The organism is Mesorhizobium sp. WSM4807, assembly GCF_055811615.1.
Map to the genome: position 1 here is coordinate 210927 of NZ_JBVVQY010000010.1, position 18680 is coordinate 229606.

Below are 18680 nucleotides of genomic sequence, written 5' to 3' on the forward strand. Positions count from 1 at the left end.
TGGTTTAGTAATTTGTCGTGCTAACCAGATGATTGCACAAAAAAAATGCAAGGCACAAGGCCTTGCAATTTAAACGCGTCCGATCTGTTTCCGGTGTCCGGCGGCAGCGAGTAACCGCGCCTAGATCGCATCCTCCCAAGACTTTGACCGCGTAGGAGGGCAGATTTCTTTCCGCCCTCTCGGTTATCGGGGCACATTAGACCAAGGCATGTGAAAATGTCACGCAGAATTTTGCCCGGAAATAAGCAATCTCGTGCTGCAGTGCACAATAGTATGGCAGGCGTTGCTTGCGAAACGACCAGCAAGGCGGATGAGGCACTGCGGACCCTTTGCGGCGTCCCGAGGGGCGGGTTTCCATTCCGTCATGAAATGGCTATGAAGCGGGGCAAGCAAGCCTGCGCTGCGCCGATTCCGGTGCGGCAATCCTCTCTCTCACGGACCAGTCCATGCGTTTGTCGCGCTATTTCCTGCCTATCCTCAAAGAAAATCCGCGCGAGGCCGAAATCGTCTCGCACCGGCTGATGCTGCGCGCCGGCATGATCCGCCAGCAGGGGCAAGGCAGTTTCTCCTGGCTGCCGCTCGGCAAAAGGGTGCTGGACAAGGTCTGCCGCATCGTTCGCGAGGAGCAGGACCGGGCCGGCGCGCTCGAGATCCTGATGCCGACCATCCAGTCCGCCGAGCTGTGGCGCGAAAGCGGCCGCTATGACGACTACGGCAAGGAGATGCTGCGCATCAAGGACCGGCAGGACCGGGACATGCTCTATGGACCGACCAACGAGGAGATGGTCACCGAGATTTTCCGCGCCTATGTGAAGTCCTATAAGGATCTGCCGCTCAATCTCTATCACATCCAGTGGAAATTCCGCGACGAGGTGCGGCCGCGCTTCGGCGTCATGCGTTCGCGCGAGTTCCTGATGAAGGACGCCTATTCCTTCGATCTCGATTTCGAAGGCGCCAAGGCGGCCTATAACAGGATGTTCGTGTCCTATCTCAGGACGTTCACGCGCATGGGGCTGCAGGCAATCCCTATGCGTGCCGACACCGGGCCGATCGGCGGCGACCTCAGCCACGAATTCATCATCCTGGCCGACACCGGCGAGAGCCAGGTCTATTGCCATCGCGACTATCTCGCGCTTGATGTGCCGGGGGCGGACACCGACTTCTCCAACGATGCCGCGATCGGCGATATCGTCAAGACATGGACGACGCCCTATGCCGCGACCGACGAGATGCACGACGAGGCGGCGTGGGAGAAGGTTGCGACAAGCGACCGGGTCTCGGCGCGCGGCATCGAGGTCGGCCACATCTTCCATTTCGGCGACAAATATTCGAAGCCGATGGGTGCCAAGGTGACCGGGCCCGACGGCAAGGATCATTTTGCCTCCGGGGGGTCCTACGGCATCGGTCCGACGCGGCTGGTCGCGGCGATCATCGAGGCCAGCCATGACGACAACGGCATCATCTGGCCGGAGGCGGTGGCGCCTTTCGACATCGGCCTGATCAACATGAAGGCCGGCGACGCCGAGTGCGACCGCGTCTGCGACGAACTCCATGCGGCGTTTGTCGCCGTCGGCAAGGACGTGCTCTACGACGATACCGACCAGCGGCCAGGCGGCAAGTTCGCCACCGCCGACCTGATCGGTCTGCCGTGGCAGGTCATCGTCGGGCCGCGCGGCGTGGCGGCCGGCGAGGTCGAGATCAAGAATCGCAGGACCGGCGAGCGTGAGACGCTGCCGATCGTGGACATGAAGAAACGCTTCGGTTTTGCCGGATGAGCGAAGCCGCAGCGAAACCCCCGGGCGCCGGAGCTTTTTCCGTTTTCGAACGCATGGTCGCATGGCGCTATCTGCGCTCGCGCCGCAAGGAGACGGTGATCTCCGTCATCGCATCGATCTCCTTCCTCGGCATCATGCTGGGCGTCGCCACGCTGATCGTCGTGATGGCTGTCATGAACGGGTTTCGCGCCGAGCTCCTGACGCGCATCCTCGGCGTCAACGGCCATCTGATCGTGCAGCCGCTCGACATGCCGCTGGAGGACTATGAGCAGGTTGCCGGCCGCATCAACGGCGTGCCCGGCGTCCAATACGCCATTCCGCTGATTGACGGGCAGGTCCTGGCGCAAGGCAACATCGGCGGCGGATCAGGGGCGCTGGTGCGCGGCATACGCGGCGAAGATCTCGGCAAGATTTCAATCGTCGCCAGCAATATCAAGCAGGGCTCGATCGCCGGCTTCGACACAGGCGAGGGCGTCGCCATCGGCAGCCGCATGGCCGACAATCTCGGTCTTGTGCTCGGCGACACCATCACGCTTATCGCGCCCGACGGCGATGTGACGCCGCTCGGCACGACACCGCGCATGAAAGGCTATCCGGTCACGGCGATCTTCGAGGTCGGCATGTCAGAATATGACAGCTCCATCGTCTACATGCCGTTCTCGGAAGCGCAGCTCTATTTCAACATGGATGGCCGGGCTCAGGCGATCGAGATCTATGTCGACAATCCCGACAATGTCGATGCGCTGAAAGCGAAGGTCGAGGAGGCGTCGCAGCGGCCGATCACCATGGTCGACTGGCGAGAACGCAACAGGACTTTCTTCGATGCGCTGCAAGTGGAGCGCAACGTCATGTTCATGATCCTGACGCTGATCGTGCTGGTGGCGGCGCTCAACATCATCTCGGGCCTGATCATGCTGGTGAAGGACAAGGGCCACGACATCGCCATCCTGCGCACCATGGGCGCCACGCGCGGCGCAATCCTGCGCATCTTCCTGATGACGGGCGCGGCGATCGGCGTGGTGGGCACCATCGCAGGGGTGCTGCTGGGCGTTGTAATCTGCCTGAACGTCGAGCGAATCCGCCAGTTCTTCTCCTGGCTGGCCGGCGAGAGGCTGTTCAATCCCGAGCTCTATTTCCTGAGCCAGCTGCCTGCCCGCATGGACGCCAGCGAGACGATCTCGGTGATCCTGATGGCTCTGGTGCTGTCGTTCCTGGCGACGCTGTTTCCGGCATGGCGCGCGGCCAGGCTCGATCCGGTCGAAGCGCTGAGGTACGAATGATGGCCGAGGCCATTATCGAGCTGAAGAGCGTCGAGCGGCACTATGTCCAGGGGCCGCGCAAGCTGACCATCCTCAACGGCGCCGATTTTTCGCTGAAGCGCGGCGAGATCGTGGCGCTGGTTGCGCCTTCGGGTACCGGCAAATCGACGCTGTTGCACACCGCCGGACTGCTGGAGCGGCCCGACGCCGGCGACGTGATTCTGGCAGGCCGCGCCTGCGGGCGGCTTTCCGACGACGAGCGCACGGCGATCCGCCGCAACGATGTCGGCTTCGTCTATCAGTTCCATCACCTGCTGCCGGAGTTCACGGCGCTGGAAAACATCATGATGCCGCAGCTGATAAAAGGGCTGACGCGCAAGGAGGCTGCCGAGCGTTCGGCGCAACTGCTCGACTACATGCAGATCGGCAAGCGGGCGCAACACCGGCCGTCCGAACTGTCCGGCGGCGAGCAGCAGCGCGTCGCCATCGCGCGCGCCGTCGCCAATGCGCCGCTGGTGCTGCTTGCCGACGAGCCGACCGGCAACCTCGACCCGGTCACCGCCTCCTATGTGTTCGAGGCATTGGGAGCGCTGGTCCGGCAATCGGGGCTGGCGGCGCTGATCGCCACCCACAATCACGAGCTTGCCTCGCGCATGGACCGTCGAGTCACGCTGGCCGACGGCAAGGTTGTTCCGCTTTAGGGTGTATCGATATTCAGGTGATGCCGGCCTGCGAACGTCGGTTTCCTGCGCTTCCGGTGCTCACGTACTTAAGTACGCTCCGCTCCGGTTCTCGGAAGCCACCATTCTGGTCGCTTCGCGCCCGTCTTCGACTCCGGCGCGGCCTGACCTGAATCTCGACACACCTAACGGGCTGATCACCAGCGGCCGCGTTTTCCCGCACGCAGCCAGCGCGGAAACGGCGGAGATCCGCCTCTCAACCTTTCCTTAACCCTGCCGAACTGAGCGCCCGAATTTCGCGACACGCTCTGATTGCGGTCGTTGACATTCGAACAAAATCAGAACAAAATACGAACATACTGAAAACAGGAGAGAGTTATGACCGGTCTTATTCAGGATGTCGTGTCACTGGTGTGCATGAGCACGTTTCTCATTTCCATGGCGATCTGGATCGGAGCGATGTGACGCAGCGCGACCCGTTCTTCACCGGGTGAGGGCGGCGTCGGAGCTCGGTGGTTCAGCGCCGCTTTGTGAGCCGATCTTGCGGGCCAACTCGACAAGCAAAGGTGCCGCGGGTCCGAAGACATCCTCGAAGGCGGATTTTAGCGCGAGGTCGAGATCGGCCATCGTTATGGGAAGACCGAGATCGACGAGACTGGTGATGCCGTGATCCTGTACGCCGCACGGCACGATGCCGCTGAAGTGGGCGAGATCCGGCTCGACATTGATGGCGATACCGTGAAAGCTCACCCAGCGCCTCAGCCTGATGCCGATGGCGGCGATCTTGTCCTCGGCGAGCGATCCGTCGGCCAGGGGCGGGCGATCCGGCCGCACCACCCAGACGCCGACGCGATCCTCGCGCCGTTCGCCACGCACGTTGAAGGCGGCGAGCGTGCCGATGATCCATTGTTCAAGTGCGGCGACGAAGGCGCGGACGTCCTCGCGCCGCCGCTTCAGGTCGAGCATCACATAAGCGACCCGCTGGCCTGGCCCATGATAGGTGTATTCGCCGCCGCGCCCGGCCGCGAACACCGGAAAACGGTCCGGCTCGATCAGATCCTCGATGCGGGCGCTGGTGCCGGCGGTGTAGAGCGGCGGGTGCTCGACCAGCCAGACCATCTCGCCGGCGGCGCCGCTTCGGATCGCTTCGGCACGCGCCTCCATCACGGCAAGCGCATCCGGATAGGCGGTGAGGCCGGGTTCGATCCGCCATTCGACCGGCGCCGAACCGGGCAGGGGCAGGAACGACGTGGCGATCTGGCTGCGTTCTGTCATGGTGTGTCTCGTGTCGCCCCACATATGGCGGCAATCAGTTGAAACGTCCAGTTCCGGGCGCGTTCCAACCCCTTTGGAGGGTTATGCTGAATGCCGGGCAATTATTGCGCGACGCGCCCTTGTTTCGCCGGAAACGATTTGCTACACGCCGCGAGCCGGTTCGTTCCGGCTCCTACCACGTGCGGTCGTGGCGGAATTGGTAGACGCGCAGCGTTGAGGTCGCTGTGGGGCAACCCGTGGAAGTTCGAGTCTTCTCGACCGCACCAGCTTTATCCAATAAGCTACTATTTTTATTGCGCAATTTTGTGTTTCCCTGCAGTTCTTCCCAAGACTGTTTATGCAAGCTGAAACACTGCCCGGACCTGCGGGTGGTTTGGGCGCGGAACGCCGCGCACTAACCGCGTGGTTTGACGCAAAGCCGTCATACGGCAAGGCCGTTGCCGGAAGGCAATGCATCTCTCAGCTACTCATTCGCCCCCACGCCTGAAAGATGCGCGGCAGGGATATGGTCGTGTCCGGCCGGTCGGCAAAGGCTTTGATCTCCGCGTCACATGGTCGACCTCTTCGGCGGAGGCGATGCCCGATGTCGCGATCGCCTCGGCAATCGCCGCCATGGTGAGCGACGTGGTCTGCTTGACGTCGCGGCTTCGCCCGAAGGGCTGGACGAGACAGGAGTCGACACTGGCAAAGCCCGCGCTCTCCAGAAGGCGGACCAGCCTGCGCCCGATGAACGGGTCGCCGCCGCGCGCCTTGAGCGTCGCGACAAAGAGCTCGCGATAGCGGTCGACGGCCGGACAAGGCGGATCGCAGAACTGGCCGGCATAGTCGATGTCCTCGACGATCAAGACCCCGCCGGGCGCCAGTGCCGCCCTCGCTCTCGCCAGCACGTCCTCCGGCCTCGCGAGATGCGTGAGTACGAACCGGATATAGCCCAACGCGGCGCCCGAGACCGGCCACGGATCGAGCACGCTGGCCTGGTGAAACGCGACATTGGCGAGGCCGCGGTTGGCTGCCTCTTCGCGGGCCGCCGCCAGCTTCTCTTCGTCGAGATCGAATCCGACGACGCGGCCGTTTGAACCGATCCGAGCCGCCAGTTCGAAGCTGACGTGACCGCCGCCGCAACCGGCGTCCAGCGCCAACATTCCGTTCAGTGGTTCGAAGCGGTCGAGAAGCGCCCGGGTTGCCGGCGCCAGCACGCGCGAAATGAGGGTGAGCCGCGACCGCCCCTCCTCGCCACCCTTGATGATGTAGGTCCGGAGTTCCTCTGCCTTGGCCATGGGTTTTTCCCCAATCGCTATTGCCGCTGGTTGCTATTGACGCTCACGTTAGGCCAGCATCGGCGCCAAGCGGCCCGCCTCCTTCCACAGCAAAGTGCCATAAGGCGCCGCGGGCGATCAACAACGAAGCTCCCCGTTGTTACAGACGTAACCAAACTCCGTTTCGCTGAAATCATTCTGTAGCGAAATTCTCCGAGACAATGCCGTTCTCGACATGAGAGCAGCGGAGCGCGAAGGATGAGCTATCACCAGTCATGTAACGTCGTCAGAAACCTTGTCTCGGCGGTCGGGATCATGGCCACCGTACTTGCTCTGATCGCGGCGGCACCCGCGCAGGAAGTGACACTGACGGTGGCCGACCAGAATCCGCCGACCTCCTGGGGCTCCGTCCACGCGACGCAGCCCTGGATCAGGAAGATCGAGGAAGCAACCAAAGGCCGCGTGAAGATCGAGCACTATCCGGGCCAGACCCTGGTGAAAGGGACGGAAACGTGGAACGCGGTGCGCGCCGGCATCGTCGACATCGGCTGGTGCTTCCACGGCTACTGGCCGGACATCACCCCGCTGTCGGACGTGATCACCCTGCCTGGCCTGCCGATCACGTCCGCCGAAAAAGGCAGCGAGGTGTTGTGGACGCTCTACGAAAAGTTCCCCGCCATGCGGAAGGAATATGCCGAGATCCAGCCGCTGGCGCTGCGGACGAGCCATCCGTACTTCCTCCTCACCACTAGCAAACAGGTGAAGACGCTGGATGACCTGAAGGGTCTCAAGATACGCGTGACCGGCGGACCGCCGACCGAGCAGATGAAGGCGCTGGGCGCCGTGCCGACACTGGTCCCGATGCCGGATGTCTACCAGGCTCTCGACAAGGGCGTGGTCGACGGCATGGGAGCGCCCTGGGGAGGCGGTGAATGCCTTCCGGCTTTACGAGGTCGCGAAATACGACACGATCGCGCCGCTTTCTGCCGTGTACGGCTCGCTGTGCGCCAACAAACAGAAATAGGAGAGGCTGCCCACGGACATCCGCGACGCCATCATGAGCGTCAGCGGCCTCGAAGGTTCGAAATTGTGGGGCAGGAACTTCTTCGACGCAGCCGAACAGGCAGCCCTCGACAGGGCCGAGGCGGAAAACCGTGAGATGATCCGCTACGCGATGCCGACGGAGGAGGTGGCGCGCTGGAACAAGATCGCCGCTCAGCCGCTCTGGGACGCGTGGGTCAAAAAAATGGAAGCCAAGGGCCACGGGGAGGCTCGACAGATTCTCGAAGCCACCGTCGAGATGTTGAACGACTGACGGTCGCCGGTTCCCAGAGCGAGACGACGCCTCGACGAAAATTCATCCTTCAAGAAGCCGATGTCCGACACGATGCCACCTTCCCACGACATGACCGTTTTTGGACGAATCGAGACGTGGCAGCGGCGTTGCGAGCTCATGCTCGCTTACGTCGCCGTCACCGCGACCGCAATCATGATGCTGCTGACCAGCGCCGACGCCGCCTGTCGCTATTTTTTGAACAGCCCGATCCTGATCGCCTACGAGCTCACCGAGAAATACTTGATGACCGCGGCAATCTTTCTCGGCCTGCCCTCCGCATTTCGAGGCGGAGCCTTCGTCCGGGTGACCTTTCTGGTGGATCGGCTTTCGCTGTCGCTGCGATCGATTGCTGAGCACCTCGCATACGTCATTGCCATACTGTGCTGCCTGGTATTCGCGGCGGCGACCGTGCAGCAGGCATACCGCTCGCTCTCCGACCCAACGACACTGAGTGCGCTTCCAGTTCCGGTCAGCCCGGCGTACTTGCTGGCGCCGCTCGGCTTCCTTGTTCTTGTGCTGGCAATCCTGACCAGTCCGCCGCGTCCTGACCGGTCCGCCGCATCGTGAACGTTAGCCGATGCTTACCGCGCTTCCCCTTGTCGCCCTGGTCGCGCTTCTGCTGCTCGGCGTGCCGATCGCGGTCGCGCTTGCCGCGTCGGGCATGCTGGGCATTTATGTGGTGACCGGCGATCTCGCCAAGATGCTGGGCATCGTCGCCCTGACGCCGTTCGATACGGTGGCGAACTATGCGCTCACGACGATCCCGATGTTCATCCTGATGGCCTATTTCTCGGCTTCGAGCGGGCTGGCGCGCGACCTTTACACGGCGGCGAGCAACTGGTTGTCGCTCATCCGCGGTGGGCTTGCTATCGCCACCATGTTCTCCTGCGGGGTTTTCGGCGCGATGTCTGGTGCGAGCGTCGCCGCGGCCTCGGTGATGTCGAACATCGCCATGCCGGAGATGCGCCGGCACGGCTATTCCGACGAGCTTGCCGCCGGCGCGATCGGCGTCGGCGCGACGCTCGACATCCTGATCCCGCCAAGCGTCGCCATGGTGATCTACGGGCTCGCCACGCAAACTTCCGTCGGCAAGCTGCTGGTCGCCGGCATCGTGCCCGGCATTCTGGCCGGCATCCTGCTGGCATTGACGATCTATCTCTGGGTCACGATCAGCCCGGCGCATGCGCCTAAGACCTATCGCGCTCCGGCCAGGGAGCGCTGGGCAAGCCTGGCGCGCGTATGGCCGAGCCTGTTGCTCATCGTCGTCGTGATCGCGTTGCTCTACCTCGGAATCGCGACTCCGACCGAGGTCGGTGCGGTCGGCGCGTTGATGGCGGGCGTGATCGGCGTCGCATTAGGCAGGTTGTCGGCGCACGACGTGTTGCAGGCGCTGAAATCGACGATTCGCATCTCCGCGATGATTTTCCTGATCCTGATCGGCGCGACCTTGTTCGGCCACTACATGACGCTCAGCCGTATCCCGCAGGAGATCGTCGCGTTGGTGACCGCTATCGATCTCAATCGCTGGGTGGTGATCATCGCCATTTTGGCGGTCTACTTCGTCATCAGCATGTTCATGGACGAGATCCCGCTGCTGCTTCTGACATTGCAACTGACGTTCCCGCTCATCACTTCGCTCGGCTTCGATCCGATCTGGTTCGGCGTCGTTTCCATGATGATGGTCACTATCGGGCTTGTCTTCCCACCGATCGGCCTTGTCGCGTTCGTCGTTGGCACAACCGCGGGAGCCGACCTGACGAAGGTCTACAAGGGCACCAGCATCCTGACGATTGCGCTCGGCGTGACGACAGTGCTGCTGATCATCTTCCCGCAGATTGCCCTGTGGTTGCCGGCGACAATGCGCTGATCTCCGTTGCTACAACTGTAATCAAATTCCTCCTCCTTGAAATTATTCCGTAGTGCCGCCCATCGACTATCGCGCCCAACATTCTCGTCAATCAGGAGAGCGCGATGTATCGAAACGGCATTTTTCCGCACGAAGTGCGCCGAGCCCTCGATGGACAGATCAAGGGAATCAACTCGGCAAGAACCGCAGGCAGGCGCGTGTCAGATCCTGACATTCAGTCGCTGCTGCGACCGCTTTACGAGAAGCGCTACGGCTCGCGCAGAAAACACGCCGGCTATCAGCGATCCAGCCGCTGACTCGGTTCGGTATCGCTTTTTCCCAACGAGCCGGGAGGGACAACACCGATGTGTCCGAACAAGGATCGGCAAACCCGAGAAACCGATGATCTTCTGTTCACCTGGCGGCAGCGGCAGGGTCCTTTGGATCTGCTGGCGCTGGAGCATAGGGCGCGCCAGGCACGAGCCGAGGCTCTGCGGATCCTGGCCCGTAGCGCAGTCCGGTGGTGCCATTCGCTCCCCTTGGCCCGTTCGCCGACCGGACCCGGCGTCAATGCGCCCTCGGTCGAGGCTCACGTCCGCAACCAAAAGTCGAAAAGCTGAAGACGAAAGCTAGAGCATTAGGCAGCCAAACGTCTTCGTCTGGCGTTCGACAAAACGCGTTGAAACAAAGAGTTAGAGCGCGGTTTTGGTTCCATCGGGGCGCAAAGCGCTCTAGACACGACTTTCCAGCCGCGAAAGCAGGTAGTCGACCTCTTGTCGGGCCGCCGCCGACAACGCACCGCCCGGCTTGCGCTGGGCGTCGGACGCGATGGCACCCCGCTTCATCATTACATATTTGCGTACCGCAAGTCCCACGCCGGGTTGCTGCTCATAGCGCAGATAGGGCAGGTGGGCGTCGAAAAGATCGTGCGCTTTGTCGCGCTCGCCGGCGGCAGACAGTTTCACCACGTCGACCAGCATATCGGGGAAGGCATAGCCGGTCATCGCGCCATCGGCGCCGCGCTCCATCTCGAAGTCGAGGAAGAGGCCACCATTACCGGTGAGGATGGACAGCGGCCGCAGCGAGCCGTCCTTCTGGAAGCCGCGCAGCGCGCTGATCTTCTCCAGGCCCGGCCAGTCCTCGTGCTTGAGCATGAAGCAGGCCGGATTGTCGGTGACGATGCGGCGGATGACGGCCGGCGTCATGACGACCGAGAGGGTCAGCGGATAGTCCTGCAGGACGAAATGAACATCCTCGCCGACCGCTTCGGATGCGTTGCGGAAATAGGTGACGATCTGGTCGTCGGTGCGCAGCGCCGGCGGCGGCGCAATCATCACGCCCTGCGCGCCAACCTCCATCGAGGCGCGCGCAAGGCTGCGCATGGCGGCGAAGCCAGGGGCAGAGACGCCGACGATGACCGGCAGCTGAGTGCGCGCCACGATACGTTTGACGATCTCGAGCGATTCGCCGGCGTCGAGCTTCGGGGCCTCACCCATGATGCCGAGGATTGTCATCCCATCGACGCCGCAGCGCTCGTAGAAATTGACCATCGAATCAAGTGATTCCCAGTCGATCCTGCCATCCGCCTCGAACGGCGTCGGGGCAATGGTGTAGACACCTTTGGTGTCAGGACCGATGGCCATGAGATCCTCCTAAATTCAGCTTTCAGTCGTAGCGCAGGACCGATGGTCCGATCCAACCCGGCAGTTGGTCCGGACGGGCGGGCGCGAAGATTTTGTAGTGGACGCAGCCTTCCGGTCCCGTGCCGATCGCGCAATGGCGGGGCCGGCGGGAAAGAAAAGAAGGTCGCCCGGATGTGCGTCGAAGATGCCGTCGATGGTGAGCTTACACATGCCCGATACCGTGACAAGGATCTGCTCGTTGTCGTGCCAGTGCGGAACGGAGCCATCTTTATGAGTGACAGGCAGGCGTTGAAGTAACCGCATGGTAAGCTTGCTTCGCTATCACATACATAATGCCATCGACGTCGGCATTTGAACCTTGGTAAATTAGCATGATCTCAATTGCGGAGGCGGGGAACTACAGTCCATCGACAAAATGGTCATTGCGCCTTGCGTTCTTTCTGGCAATCTACGTGACGTGCGCGTCTGCGATAAGTCCGCAGTCTTTCTTCCACCTAACGCTCGTTTATGCCCAGAAGTTCGCCGCCGGTATTCCGATCTTGTTTGTTGCTGGTGTCTGTTCCGCTGCGCTTATTTATGGTCGAGGAAAACCAACTCGCTACGCCGTAGATTTGGTCCGAGCGCGCTGGCGTGGCTGTTTGCTGGTGCTGCTGTTCTTCTTTGCCAGCTTGACCGCGTTCTCTACCTACAAGATGGCCATCCCGTCCGTCGTTCCATTCTATGCGGACAACTGGTTAGCCGATCTGGATGAATGGTTGCACGGGACAGCGCCGTGGGAACTCACGCACAGGCTCGACAGCAACATTTGGTCAATCGTCGTCTTCAACAGCTATGAGGTCATTTGGTTTTTCCAGTGGTTCGGCACGATGCTTTTCGTGTCTCTCTGGTCGGACAAGATTGGCCGCGTCCGCTACCTCTGGGCAGCCGCGCTGACGTTATCCATCCTCGGCACTGTGCTGGCCTTGGCGCTGGCATCGGTTGGGCCGATCTACTACCACCAGTTTGTTGGCGAGGGCCGCTTCAACGGACTCAACGCCGCCATGGACGGTCTCGACTATAGCCACATGGTGCGGGAGCCCGCTGCATATCTTCTGACGGCTTACCAGAGCGGCCGGCCAGACCTTGGCGGTGGCATCTCGGCCATGCCAAGCATGCACGTCGCCTTTGCCACACTGAATGCCTATCTGCTTTCTTCCCTCAATCTCTGGCTCGGTATTCTCGGTTGGATGTTCGCAGCCCTGATAATGTACGGTTCGGTATATACCGGATGGCACTACGCTGTTGACGGCTACGTCTCCATCATCGTGGTGTCGGTGATCTGGTGGGTGACCGGACGCCAGCCAGCGCAGATCGAGACACAGTTTGCGGTACGCCAACCCATAGAAGGTTAGGTGCCTGGCAATGTCAGCCAGGGGCACAGCGCTGGTTAACTGGGCGTCGCCCTCTGCATAAGGGACGACAAATCCGCGAGGTCGAAACTCGCGGAAAAGAGAAGTCTGCGCTGTCGGACAATGCAATCATGCTCTCCGGCTGTCATCCTTCTTCGGCCGCGAGATCAGGCGCGATCCGCGCAGCGATTGAAGTCAAGAAACTGTCGATCGGGGGAATGACTTTGCCAAAGTCAAAATCCAGCCTTAACCTTCTGCAACGCATTTCGAGGTTGAGAACCCGGTTTGATACTCGATCTGCCTGGGAAAGCCGCGCGGAACGGAGCCATCCTTATGAATGACATCCAGGTGAGGATTGCAGGAGGGGACACCATTCGAAGCCTGCATGCCGACCTGCCAGTCAACGCCACGTTCCATATCTGGCTTAAGGCGACCAAGCCGGACGTTCCGGGCTCGCTGTCTTTTTCCAATGTCCGTGGCAAGTTCGGCGAGGTGAGCGTTACGAACGCCGAAGAGTATGAATTCAGAATTTTTCACGTCTTCGGCGGCGGCAGTGTCAAACTGGACTACGACACGGATCAAACCTCGGTATCGGTTGCCTACTGGTTCGCATTGGCCGACGTGCTGGAGACAGGCATTACAGTTCTCCACACCAATCCCGGAAATGCGCCGCCGAACATCCCTGACAGCTATCATTTTCGCCCGCCGTTCGGCTGGATGAACGATCCAAACGGATTCGGTCGGTTTGGAGGTCGCCCACATCTCTTTTACCAGCATTATTCCCATGGACTTCGGTGGAATACGATGCATTGGGGCCACGCCGTATCTTCCGACTATTTGCGGTGGCGTCACATGCCCATCTTCCTGTTCCCGTCGGAAGATCTTACCGCAAGGCCCGACAAACGGGGCGGTGCATATTCCGGCTCAGCCGTCCCGCTTGCCGATGGCCCGGGTATTCGCGTCTTTTTCACCGAGCAGGTACAGGACCGTATCCCGGAACAGCAAATCCAGCTCACTGCCACTTCCAGCGACCTCATCATGGCGGGAAATGCCGACGTCATCCTGCCGTACCGCCCGCTTGACGAGGGATTGACAGCGGATTTTCGCGACCCATACGTCTTCAGGGGACCGGATGGCCTTTGGAAGATGCTGCTGGGCAGCCAGAGCGATGAAGGCGGCGTTGTCCTGCTCTACGAAACCCGTGACCATACGGCCGCCACCGGCTGGACATATATCGGCAAGCTTCTGGTCGAGAAACACTATCGGACGACGGCGATCGAATGTCCCTGTTTGCTGCCGCTCGACGGGCCCGCGACCGATCCCGCGACGCGCTGGGTTCTAATTCTCGGGCTGATGAATAGTGAGGACCAGTCCACCCGGCGCAAGAACCTGACCATGGCCATTGTCGGCTGGTTCGATGGTCGGACGTTTGCCAAGGAATTCGAACAGGAACTGGACTTCGGGACGGATAATTACGCCTTCCAGGCCTTCGTCGACGGTGATGCCATTGTCGGTATAGGATGGCTTGCCAACTGGGCCGACACCGGACCGGCGATCGATTTCCCCACAGCCATGACGTTGCCTCGCAATATCCATCTGTCTGCAGGCGAGTTGCATACCCCGCCCATCGGAGCAGCCGAGAGCCTGCGGAGCCATATTCTGGATCGGACACGCCTCGCAGCCGGAGAACAGGTAAGCTTTATCAATGGCGCGGTCGAAATCCTGTTCGAGTTGGAAAGGCCGGGTGCCCATTTCCGCCTGAAACTCCAACATCCAACTGTCCGACTTGAAGTTGTGGTTGACGACGAGGGACTTGCCATTTGTCATGAAGACGGCGGCGCAGCGGAATCTCCTCACTATATCGCCAAGGGAGCCCGTCCAAAACGGCTGCGGATATTCCTCGACTACGGATCGATCGAGGTTTTCGCGGATCGCGGCCGTTGGGCTGGCACGAAGCGGATCAGCGGTTTTGAGCCGGTACAATCGGCACGTCTCATCGCCGAGACGGGGGCCGTTCTACACGCGACGGTATGGGCGCTCAAACCTTGACAGGGAGATCAATATTTTCAGCTCAGGATCGGGCGTCCGCAAACACCGACCAATGAGCGAGGCCTTCGACGACGCCAAGGGCGAACTGTTTCTTCGCGCTGTAAATCAGCGGGTTGTCCCGCGCCATGTCAAGCAGTTCGGGAAGGGCATTGGCAACGACAATCCCACGCGCACCCGGCAGGTCGAACATACTGCGATCGTTGTTGGTATCGCCGGCGACCACCACCTCATCCAGACCGATGCCGAGTTCATTGCAGAGCCAGGCCAGCGCCTGCCCCTTGTCTGCTGAACGCGGCAGGATGTCGAGATCGCGTCCACTCGAATAAATCATCGTCACTGACAGGCCGGCCTCGGCCAGAGCGCGCTCGATGCTGGCAAGGGCTTCCGGACTTGCGTCGTGCAGGTACCAACTCGATTTGAAGGCGTGTTGATAGCCGTCGGGTTGGCGGACGGTGTCTTCGAGCGATCCGAGCACCGCATCGACCTTTTCAAGAGACCAGCCTTCCGAAAACCTCTGGGTAAAATGCCCGAGACGCGAGGTGTGCCGCGGACCGGCGAGCATCGTACCGACACCGCCGATCACATAGTCCGGCGCTGGCAGGCCGGCTTCGTCGACGAAGTTCAAAATGTCGTCGGCCAGACGACCGCTGTTGTAGACGAGAACCGGCCGGTGCTCGGGATCGAGCGCTTCCCATTTTAACCGAAAGCGTGACGTCGCCGGCGGATCACCTGCCAGAGTCCCGTCGAGATCACTCGATAGAAGCGCGATCGGTTTCAATCGCCGTCGTTCCAAGGTTCGTCCCAATCATGGTCGTCGACCGCTTTCAACACCGGACGTCCTTCGACAAGGCTGACCAACTGCTGCGCGATACCTGTCCAGGTGAACAGGCTGCGCGCCTTGTGCGCACCCATGCGGCCCAGGCGACCGTAGAGGCGCGGGTGCTTCATAGGCTTGACGATGGTGATACCGAGATCCTCCTTGTCGAACGGATCACCGAAGAGCGCATGTCGGCCATAGCTGATCCCGCGATAGAGGCCGCCATGGATCGTAACCACGGTCGGCGTTCCGCAGGCCATCGCCTCGATCGCGGTCATGCCGAACGGCTCGTAGCGGCTCGACAGGACGAACATGTCCGCCGCCCGATAGGTGTCGGCCAGATCCTCGTCGGCAACATAGCCTGAAAAGACGACACGATCCTGCAAGCCTAGCTGTTCAACCTGTTCCTTGAGCTGGTTCAGGATCTTCTGTTCCTGCTCGTCCATGTTCTCGCCGCCGACAGCGAGCCTCAGGACCGCATCCGGCACACGCGGCGCCACCACGGAAAACGCATCGATCAGCAGGTCGTAGCCCTTGTTGGTGGCGAGCCGGCCGAGCGCCAGGATCGTTCGCCCCTCGAAGCCGAGCCGATGGCGGATCAGCCGGCGAGAAGCCTCGCTGACAGGGAAGAACCGGTTGTCGTCGTAACCGGGCGGGATCATGTGTACGCGATCGCGCTCGAGACTGTAGTCTTCGACCAGCATGTCCACCTGCGGCGGCGTTGTTGCGATCACCATCGCGCAGCTTCGATAGATGATCGTCTCGTGCTTTATGCGCTCGGTGAAATTGAACTCGGCCTCGAATGTATCGGCCTTGTCCGGGTAATCCGTCTTCATCTGGCGCTGCTTCCATATGCCGAGGGAATGCGGCGTATGGATGTGCGGGATAGTGAGCGCTTCCGACAGTCGTTGCCCCGCCACACCAGCATCCCAGTAGTGACTGTTGATGAAGTCGTAGGAGAGGTTTTCCCTGCGAATCAGGCGCAGCGCGTTTTCACACCACTCGAGAAGGTGGCGGTGAAGATATTCCTTCGGAATAAAATCGCGTCCGCCACAGGCGACACGCAGGACACGAACCCCGTCTGCCACTTCATCGACAGGAGGCTGGTCTTCAAATCGCCGCGTCCAGATATCGACGGCATAGCCCAACTGGGCCAGCTTTTTTGCAAGTTCCAGGACGTAGACCACCTGTCCGCCGGTATCGGCCGCGCCGAGTGGTGGGTTGGCAGCTACGTAGCCGTGGGTTGAAATGAGTGCAATTCGAGGTGTCGCCGCATCCGAGGTGACGTCCGGCATCTGTATCCTTCTCTACGATTCTGCACGCCCGCAGTCGAAAGCGTGCCCAATTCACAACTATAAGGATTCCACCCTCCATTCGCAAATTCCGAGCATGCGCTCAGGTCAACGCATTTGACGTGATGGTAAGGCAAACCGGCTCTGTCGCATATTTCGGTCACCGAGTTGCCTGGAATCGACGTTCGACGGTTCTTCGAGGATTTACGGTGTCCAACGGCTGCCATTTCGATCAGTCTGTCATCCCTTGCGCCCGTTGGTCTCTGACCTCATCGCCTGAGCCCTCGCGTCCTTGCGGGGAGGGCCGAGTGCGGCATCAACGTCTGTCGGGCGATCCGGTTGCACCAGCCTTCGCTCCACGGCGGGGAAGGGCGTATTTCGTTTGATATTCCCACGCGTTGCGCCATAGAGGCGGACTCTCAGGTCGAATCGTGCCGCCGCACTATCTTTGTGTTTGAGCATCGGATTTTTCCCAAAACCGGTTTCCACTTTTGGGTCCAATGTTCTAGACGTGACAGGCACCTTTTCCGGAATTCTGATGGCGGGAGGCGCTGGTGGAAGGCCAGGACGAACAGACGACCGGCGCCAGGGCCGCTGACGGCAGCCATGCCGACATTTATGGCGAGGACGGCGCCATTCTGTCGTCGTTCTTGGCCCAGATCGGCGCCGCGATCGCCGATCGCGACACGCTGACGCTGAAGCGTGAAGTCGACGACCTGCACCAATCGGAACTCGGCGATCTGCTCGAGGCGCTTCATCCCGAACAGCGCCGCGCGCTGGTCGAATTGCTGGGCGCCGATTTCGATTTTTCCGCGCTGACCGAGGTCGACGAGGCGATCCGCCGCGACATCGTCGACAGCCTGCCCAACGCGCAGATTGCCCAGGGGGTGCAGGATCTCGATTCCGACGACGCGGTCTACATTCTCGAGGATCTCGAAAAGGAAGATCAGGACGAGATCCTGTCGCAACTGCCGTTCACCGAGCGGATCAGGCTGCGCCGCTCGCTCGACTATCCCGAAGAGACTGCCGGCCGCCGCATGCAGACGGAGTTCGTCGCGGTGCCGCCGTTCTGGACGATCGGCCAGACCATCGACTACATGCGCGAGGACCAGAACCTACCCGACCGCTTCAGCCAGATATTCGTCATCGACCCAAGCTTCAAGCTGCTCGGCGCCATCGACCTCGACCAGATCCTGCGCACCAAGCGCTCGATCAAGGTCGAAGAGGTCATGCATGAGACCAGGCACGCCATTCCGGCCACGATGGACCAGGAAGAGGCGGCGCGCGAATTCGAGCAATACGACCTTCTCTCCGCCGCCGTCGTCGATGAGAATGACCGGCTGGTCGGCGTGCTGACCATCGACGATGTCGTCGACGTCATCCAGCAGGAAGCAGAGGAGGATCTGCTGCGCATGGGTGGTGTCGGCGATGAAGAACTGTCGGACAGCATTCTCTCGACCTCGCGCTCGCGCGTTCCGTGGCTGCTGGTCAACCTCGGGACGGCCTTCATCTCGGCCTCGGTGATCAGTATGTTCGGTGCGACGATCGAGGAAATGGTCGCACTTGCCGCACTGATGCCGATCGTCGCCTCGCTGGGCGGCAATGCCGGCACGCAGACGATGACAGTGACCGTGCGCGCGCTCGCCACACGCGACCTCGATATCTACAATGCCGGTCGCGTCATTCGCCGCGAGGTTGTGGTCGGCTTGCTGAATGGCATGGTCATTGCGGCGATCCTCGGGCTGGTCGCCGGCCTCTGGTTTCACAATCCCGATCTCGGTTTCGTCATTGCCGCGGCGATGATCGTGAACATGCTGGCTGCGGCACTCGGCGGCATTCTGATTCCTCTGTTCCTCGACAGGCTCGGCGCCGATCCGGCGATTTCGTCATCAATCTTCACGACGATGATTACCGACGTTATCGGTTTCCTCGCCTTCCTTAGCCTTGCCACCTGGTGGCTGCATCTGGGCGCGGGAGCCGGATAAGGCCAGGGCAACGAGTCCAGGTTAACGGGGTTGGAGAGCTGCCATCAGGTAGTCGGTATCCCAGGTTGCGAGTTTTCGC

General features: G+C 61.0%; 18 protein-coding genes and 1 tRNA gene. 13 read left to right on the forward strand and 6 right to left on the reverse strand.

The window, feature by feature from the left end; translation table 11 throughout:
• The first annotated feature begins 446 nt into the window (after positions 1-446).
• Genes proS through AC0L3N_RS16050 form a run of 3 tightly spaced genes read left to right on the forward strand, consistent with a single transcriptional unit; the run spans position 447 to position 3735 of the window.
• Complete coding sequence (gene proS / locus AC0L3N_RS16040) at positions 447-1775, forward strand: proline--tRNA ligase (protein WP_473548486.1); 1329 nt, start codon at positions 447-449, stop codon at positions 1773-1775.
• Complete coding sequence (locus AC0L3N_RS16045; RefSeq protein ID WP_473548487.1) at positions 1772-3055, forward strand: lipoprotein-releasing ABC transporter permease subunit; 1284 nt, start codon at positions 1772-1774, stop codon at positions 3053-3055. The genes proS and AC0L3N_RS16045 overlap by 4 nt, the downstream gene beginning before the upstream one ends.
• A complete protein-coding gene (locus AC0L3N_RS16050) occupies positions 3052-3735 on the forward strand; it encodes an ABC transporter ATP-binding protein (protein ID WP_174654574.1) in 684 nt (227 codons plus the stop codon). The genes AC0L3N_RS16045 and AC0L3N_RS16050 overlap by 4 nt, the downstream gene beginning before the upstream one ends.
• A gap of 462 nt (positions 3736-4197) precedes the next feature.
• Here AC0L3N_RS16050 and lipB read toward each other — a convergent pair whose 3' ends face one another.
• A complete protein-coding gene (lipB, locus tag AC0L3N_RS16055; RefSeq protein ID WP_473548488.1) occupies positions 4198-4989 on the reverse strand; it encodes a lipoyl(octanoyl) transferase LipB in 792 nt (263 codons plus the stop codon).
• A gap of 181 nt (positions 4990-5170) precedes the next feature.
• Between lipB and AC0L3N_RS16060 the strand changes: the two genes are divergently transcribed.
• Positions 5171-5255: transfer RNA gene (locus AC0L3N_RS16060), tRNA-Leu, on the forward strand.
• 201 nt (positions 5256-5456) lie between these two features.
• Here AC0L3N_RS16060 and AC0L3N_RS16065 read toward each other — a convergent pair.
• Entirely contained in the window at positions 5457-6266 is an 810-nt protein-coding gene (locus tag AC0L3N_RS16065) for a methyltransferase domain-containing protein (RefSeq protein ID WP_473548490.1), read from the reverse strand.
• 237 nt (positions 6267-6503) lie between these two features.
• Here AC0L3N_RS16065 and dctP point away from each other — a divergent pair, with 237 nt between their 5' ends.
• The 6 genes from dctP to AC0L3N_RS16095 all read left to right on the forward strand — a co-directional run bounded on the left by dctP (position 6504) and on the right by AC0L3N_RS16095 (position 10047).
• On the forward strand, positions 6504-7403 hold the full coding sequence (gene dctP / locus AC0L3N_RS16070; RefSeq protein ID WP_473548494.1) for a TRAP transporter substrate-binding protein DctP: 900 nt from the start codon (positions 6504-6506) through the stop codon (positions 7401-7403).
• A gap of 1 nt (position 7404) precedes the next feature.
• Entirely contained in the window at positions 7405-7560 is a 156-nt protein-coding gene (locus AC0L3N_RS16075; RefSeq protein ID WP_473548496.1) for a hypothetical protein, read from the forward strand.
• Positions 7561-7734: 174 nt separating this feature from the next.
• Positions 7735-8148 (forward strand): TRAP transporter small permease, encoded by a 414-nt coding sequence (locus AC0L3N_RS16080; protein WP_473548497.1) that lies wholly within the window; start codon positions 7735-7737, stop codon positions 8146-8148.
• A gap of 10 nt (positions 8149-8158) precedes the next feature.
• Positions 8159-9448: a TRAP transporter large permease gene (locus tag AC0L3N_RS16085; RefSeq protein WP_123151854.1), complete on the forward strand. Its 1290-nt coding sequence runs from the start codon at positions 8159-8161 to the stop codon at positions 9446-9448.
• Positions 9449-9552: 104 nt separating this feature from the next.
• A complete protein-coding gene (locus AC0L3N_RS16090) occupies positions 9553-9744 on the forward strand; it encodes a hypothetical protein (protein ID WP_123151853.1) in 192 nt (63 codons plus the stop codon).
• 48 nt (positions 9745-9792) lie between these two features.
• Positions 9793-10047, forward strand: coding sequence for an RSP_7527 family protein (locus AC0L3N_RS16095; RefSeq protein WP_473548499.1), 255 nt, complete (start codon positions 9793-9795; stop codon positions 10045-10047).
• 111 nt (positions 10048-10158) lie between these two features.
• On the opposite strand, the gene AC0L3N_RS16100 is transcribed toward AC0L3N_RS16095, so the two are convergent.
• A complete protein-coding gene (locus AC0L3N_RS16100) occupies positions 10159-11070 on the reverse strand; it encodes a dihydrodipicolinate synthase family protein (protein ID WP_473548500.1) in 912 nt (303 codons plus the stop codon).
• Positions 11071-11085: 15 nt separating this feature from the next.
• Complete coding sequence (locus AC0L3N_RS16105) at positions 11086-11373, reverse strand: cupin domain-containing protein (RefSeq protein ID WP_473548502.1); 288 nt, start codon at positions 11371-11373, stop codon at positions 11086-11088.
• Between the two features lie 68 nt (positions 11374-11441).
• Between AC0L3N_RS16105 and AC0L3N_RS16110 the strand changes: the two genes are divergently transcribed.
• Both AC0L3N_RS16110 and AC0L3N_RS16115 read left to right on the forward strand, forming a co-directional pair.
• Positions 11442-12461 (forward strand): phosphatase PAP2 family protein, encoded by a 1020-nt coding sequence (locus tag AC0L3N_RS16110; RefSeq protein WP_473548503.1) that lies wholly within the window; start codon positions 11442-11444, stop codon positions 12459-12461.
• A gap of 330 nt (positions 12462-12791) precedes the next feature.
• Entirely contained in the window at positions 12792-14507 is a 1716-nt protein-coding gene (locus AC0L3N_RS16115; protein WP_473548504.1) for a GH32 C-terminal domain-containing protein, read from the forward strand.
• A 22-nt stretch (positions 14508-14529) separates the two neighbouring features.
• Here the strand turns inward: AC0L3N_RS16115 and AC0L3N_RS16120 are convergent, their stop codons facing one another.
• Together AC0L3N_RS16120 and AC0L3N_RS16125 are read right to left on the reverse strand one after the other, a co-directional pair.
• The gene (locus AC0L3N_RS16120; RefSeq protein ID WP_473548505.1) at positions 14530-15285 is read right to left on the reverse strand and encodes an HAD-IIB family hydrolase; all 756 of its coding nucleotides are present in this window, start codon (positions 15283-15285) and stop codon (positions 14530-14532) included.
• On the reverse strand, positions 15282-16619 hold the full coding sequence (locus AC0L3N_RS16125; protein WP_473548507.1) for a glycosyltransferase family 4 protein: 1338 nt from the start codon (positions 16617-16619) through the stop codon (positions 15282-15284). The genes AC0L3N_RS16120 and AC0L3N_RS16125 overlap by 4 nt, the downstream gene beginning before the upstream one ends.
• Before the next feature lie 551 nt (positions 16620-17170).
• On the opposite strand from AC0L3N_RS16125, the gene mgtE reads away from it, so the two are divergent.
• Positions 17171-18601, forward strand: a complete 1431-nt coding sequence (mgtE, locus tag AC0L3N_RS16130; RefSeq protein WP_473485372.1) for a magnesium transporter — start codon at positions 17171-17173, stop codon at positions 18599-18601.
• The last annotated feature ends 79 nt before the right edge of the window (positions 18602-18680 follow it).

Excerpts from the sequence above, each read along its gene's own strand:
- proS (WP_473548486.1), top strand. The coding sequence starts at position 447 with ATGCGTTTGTCGCGCTATTTCCTGCCTATCCTCAAAGAAAATCCGCGC.
- AC0L3N_RS16045 (WP_473548487.1), top strand. The coding sequence starts at position 1,772 with ATGAGCGAAGCCGCAGCGAAACCCCCGGGCGCCGGAGCTTTTTCCGTT.
- AC0L3N_RS16050 (WP_174654574.1), top strand. The coding sequence starts at position 3,052 with ATGATGGCCGAGGCCATTATCGAGCTGAAGAGCGTCGAGCGGCACTAT.
- lipB (WP_473548488.1), bottom strand. The coding sequence starts at position 4,989 with ATGACAGAACGCAGCCAGATCGCCACGTCGTTCCTGCCCCTGCCCGGT.
- AC0L3N_RS16065 (WP_473548490.1), bottom strand. The coding sequence starts at position 6,266 with ATGGCCAAGGCAGAGGAACTCCGGACCTACATCATCAAGGGTGGCGAG.
- dctP (WP_473548494.1), top strand. The coding sequence starts at position 6,504 with ATGAGCTATCACCAGTCATGTAACGTCGTCAGAAACCTTGTCTCGGCG.
- AC0L3N_RS16075 (WP_473548496.1), top strand. The coding sequence starts at position 7,405 with ATGATCCGCTACGCGATGCCGACGGAGGAGGTGGCGCGCTGGAACAAG.
- AC0L3N_RS16080 (WP_473548497.1), top strand. The coding sequence starts at position 7,735 with ATGATGCTGCTGACCAGCGCCGACGCCGCCTGTCGCTATTTTTTGAAC.
- AC0L3N_RS16085 (WP_123151854.1), top strand. The coding sequence starts at position 8,159 with ATGCTTACCGCGCTTCCCCTTGTCGCCCTGGTCGCGCTTCTGCTGCTC.
- AC0L3N_RS16090 (WP_123151853.1), top strand. The coding sequence starts at position 9,553 with ATGTATCGAAACGGCATTTTTCCGCACGAAGTGCGCCGAGCCCTCGAT.
- AC0L3N_RS16095 (WP_473548499.1), top strand. The coding sequence starts at position 9,793 with ATGTGTCCGAACAAGGATCGGCAAACCCGAGAAACCGATGATCTTCTG.
- AC0L3N_RS16100 (WP_473548500.1), bottom strand. The coding sequence starts at position 11,070 with ATGGCCATCGGTCCTGACACCAAAGGTGTCTACACCATTGCCCCGACG.
- AC0L3N_RS16105 (WP_473548502.1), bottom strand. The coding sequence starts at position 11,373 with ATGCGGTTACTTCAACGCCTGCCTGTCACTCATAAAGATGGCTCCGTT.
- AC0L3N_RS16110 (WP_473548503.1), top strand. The coding sequence starts at position 11,442 with ATGATCTCAATTGCGGAGGCGGGGAACTACAGTCCATCGACAAAATGG.
- AC0L3N_RS16115 (WP_473548504.1), top strand. The coding sequence starts at position 12,792 with ATGAATGACATCCAGGTGAGGATTGCAGGAGGGGACACCATTCGAAGC.
- AC0L3N_RS16125 (WP_473548507.1), bottom strand. The coding sequence starts at position 16,619 with ATGCCGGACGTCACCTCGGATGCGGCGACACCTCGAATTGCACTCATT.